The sequence below is a fragment of the Candidatus Cloacimonadota bacterium genome (assembly GCA_034661015.1).
In the GTDB taxonomy this organism is placed as follows: Bacteria; Cloacimonadota; Cloacimonadia; order JGIOTU-2; family JGIOTU-2; genus JAYEKN01.
In genome coordinates this window covers 1-3199 of the sequence record JAYEKN010000123.1, presented here as the reverse complement: position 1 = coordinate 3199, position 3199 = coordinate 1, and the positions used below count along the sequence as shown (strand labels likewise).

Below are 3199 nucleotides of genomic sequence, written 5' to 3'. Positions count from 1 at the left end.
GCTGTAAGTTCCTCTTCTTGCCCCAAAATCAAGCAGATGAAAATCCTTTCGGATGCCAACTTTTTTCAAAAAAGTTACTCCTTTATTTTTTTCCCAATTTTGCATATTAGAATTCCTTAAACTACTATTTAGTGTCCATCCGTAAAGGAAAATCTTGAGTTAAGTTCCGTTTTTTTGAAATTGACTTAAGTTTTTCCAACTCACAAATATAATGCTAATTAACTTAATAGATAATTTTCTCAATTAGTCACGGAATGGTCCGTGACTTCTCGAAAAGGCTACTTTACGGATAGACACTAATTAGTTTAAAATTTATTCACTTGTTCTAAGAATTAAGTGTTTTCTATCCTTACCTTTTTCCCATTCTGCCATAACAAGTCGAATGTTTTTACAAATTCTATTCATACTGTCTTCGATGGATTCATCGTTCATTACCACGCAAACGAATTTTTTCTTTATCCTTTTTATATTAGGACCAAATATTTTGGAAACGACCACCTGAACATTTTCTTTTAGCAATAGATTTGTGATTCCTTTTGCTTTTTTAGGGTCGGCGTGCTCTTCTTCTTCCTCAGTTGTATTATCAATTCTTTTCACAAAATCGGCACCGGTTTCATTAATTTCATAGATATCATAATAATTTGCATCGCCAAAATGTCTGTCCATAAAATTATTACCATCGTCTGTAGCAAATGCTACCAATATTTTTTTCACACTGTCTCCTTTTTCAAACTCATAGGGCAGCTAACGATTATTAACCACCCAATTATTGATAAATTTTATACTTAAAGTTTTTTTAATTCACCATTTTTGTAAGCATCGTAAGCTTCTTTGATTGTCATCTTTCCGGCGCCAGTATAGACAGATAAGTTCGCCTTTTCCAGAATACTCCCTGCGTTTCCGCCTGGACCATTTCCAGTAATCAAAATATCCGGTTTTGATTCGAATAATTTTTGAGCGGTTTTGGGGCCAGCTCCATGTGCCACCTCATCAATATCGGCGTTGTCAACCGAACTTATTTCATCTTTTTCCTCATCATAGATAAAAAAAGATTCTGTTCTACCAAATCTTGGATCCATTTCGGAATCCCATGTTGTTCCTTTTGCCGTGAATGCAATTTTCATTTTTTCCTTTCATCGTAACTAACTATGCAAACAATGTTAAATTTCATTTATTTAGTTAGTTAATTTAATTTTTGTTTGATTTTTTCCCAACTTTGAGAAATTGTTTTTGTTAAATTATTATCAGAATATTCTACAATAGTTTTGCCTATTGTCATTGCTTTTGTAAATGTTTCATCATAAGGAAGATTTGCGATATGCATGATTTCTTTTTCAGAGAGGAATCGCTTTATTTCCTCGGTTTTATCTTCATTGAGATCGAATTTGTTGATAATACAGCCAGCGCTTATATCAAATTTTTCTACTATTTCAAAAACGCGTTTTAGATCATGCAAACCGGAAACTGTGGGTTCCGTAACAAGCACAACGAAGTCTGCCCCAGTAATGGAGGACACAACCGGACAACCTATACCGGGCGATCCATCTATCAAAACATAATACTTTCCTTCCTCTTTGGCAATCCGTTTTGCTTCGTTTTTCACTTTTGCTACCAATTTTCCGGAATTTTCCGCACCGATTCCCATACTTGCATGTACCATTTTTGTATGAGTTTTAATTTCGGAAATAATCCATTCTCCCACATTATTTTCTTCCATAGAAATTGCATTTTCAGGGCAAATGCGAGCACAGTAGCCACAACCTTCGCAATCAAGGTCTTGCACGATGAATTTTCCGTTAATAACTGGAATTGCATCGAATCTGCAGACGTCTGCACATTTTCCACATTTTGTGCATTTTTCCTGATTTATTTTCGCCAGTTCTCCGCTGTAAAAATCTTCAGCCTGAGCAAAATCAGGTTTGAGCAACAAATGCATATCTGCTGCATCCACATCGCAATCCGCAACAACTAAATCCTTACCGCCAAGATAAGCGAAAGAAGCTGTGATAGAAGTCTTGCCTGTTCCACCCTTTCCGGAAATGATTACAATCTCTTTCATGAAATCCTCCTTTCCCATAAATTTTCATAATTCGTTTTGAGAAATTTAATTATTTTCTCCAATTCCAATTTAACTTCCGGGATTTTTGAATACAATAATTCACCGGAAGAATAGAGTTCAGCAATTTTTCTACTGTTAGGAATTTTTGCGATGAGAGATATATTTTCTTCTTTACAATAATTCTCTACATCGTCATTTCCAATACCATGCCGATTTATCACTACAGCAAATTTTTTCTCCAATTTCCGCATCGTATTCACCGCAAGTTTGAGATCGTGTAAGCCAAACGGGGTAGGTTCTGTAACGAGAATCACAAAATCTGAGTCTTTTGTTGCTTCGATCACCGGGCAGGAAGTTCCGGGTGGTGCATCAAAAATTTTTATGTAATCTTTTGGGAATTTCTCTTCCACATAATCATTTGTCAAAGCAATAAGCGGAACTGCTTGCTCTTCACCAATAACGAGACGACTTTCGATAAAAGTTAAATTATCTTTGTGAAAATGTCTCAGCTCACCCATTTTTTTTGAAATCATAGGCAGAGAATCCGTGGGGCATAATTCCGAACATGCATAACAGCCGTGACATAATTGAGGAAATATGATTATTTCATCAATCATTTGTATCACAGCATGGAAATTGCAAACTTCCTGACACTGTCCACACAATGCACAGGTTTCGGAATTCCATTCGGGAATTTTTTTGAATTTATCTTCTTCGTGAACTAATTTGCTTTTTATAAACAAACCAGAGTTCGGCTCTTCGACGTCAATGTCAATTAGAACGGCTTCCCTATCTTCTGCAATAAGAGAAGCTAAATTTGTGGAAAGAGTGGTTTTTCCGGTTCCACCCTTTCCGCTTGCGATTGATATTTTCATTTTTATAATCCTATTGCTCTTTTTTTTTACCACGAAATACACAAAAAAACACTAAAAATGATAAAACATATAAGGAAGCAAGATTTGTGGAGAGAATAGTTTTTCCTGTTCCACCCTTTCCGCTTGTGATTGATATTTTCATTTTTTACTTTTTTCTTTTTTTTAATGTCGCACCTATGGTGCTTTATTTCTTTTCGTTCACTGAACATAAGGCTGACGCCTTATGCTACAAATGTGTCGCACCGCTGGTGCTGATTTATCATTT

The 3199-nt window shown here is 35.6% G+C and carries 5 protein-coding genes; all 5 read right to left on the bottom strand.

The genetic code is table 11. The annotated features are described in order from the left end of the window. Positions 1–312: 312 nt before the first annotated feature. Positions 313–714, bottom strand: coding sequence for a NifB/NifX family molybdenum-iron cluster-binding protein (locus U9P79_05050; protein MEA2103995.1), 402 nt, complete (start codon positions 712–714; stop codon positions 313–315). Positions 715–785: 71 nt separating this feature from the next. Further along, complete coding sequence (locus tag U9P79_05045; protein MEA2103994.1) at positions 786–1124, bottom strand: NifB/NifX family molybdenum-iron cluster-binding protein; 339 nt, start codon at positions 1122–1124, stop codon at positions 786–788. Positions 1125–1183: 59 nt separating this feature from the next. Then, on the bottom strand, positions 1184–2059 hold the full coding sequence (locus U9P79_05040) for an ATP-binding protein (protein ID MEA2103993.1): 876 nt from the start codon (positions 2057–2059) through the stop codon (positions 1184–1186). Then, a complete protein-coding gene (locus U9P79_05035) occupies positions 2056–2934 on the bottom strand; it encodes an ATP-binding protein (protein ID MEA2103992.1) in 879 nt (292 codons plus the stop codon). Before U9P79_05035 ends, U9P79_05040 begins: the two co-directional genes overlap by 4 nt. A gap of 10 nt (positions 2935–2944) precedes the next feature. After that, positions 2945–3076, bottom strand: coding sequence for a hypothetical protein (locus U9P79_05030; protein MEA2103991.1), 132 nt, complete (start codon positions 3074–3076; stop codon positions 2945–2947). Between the last annotated feature and the right edge of the window lie 123 nt (positions 3077–3199).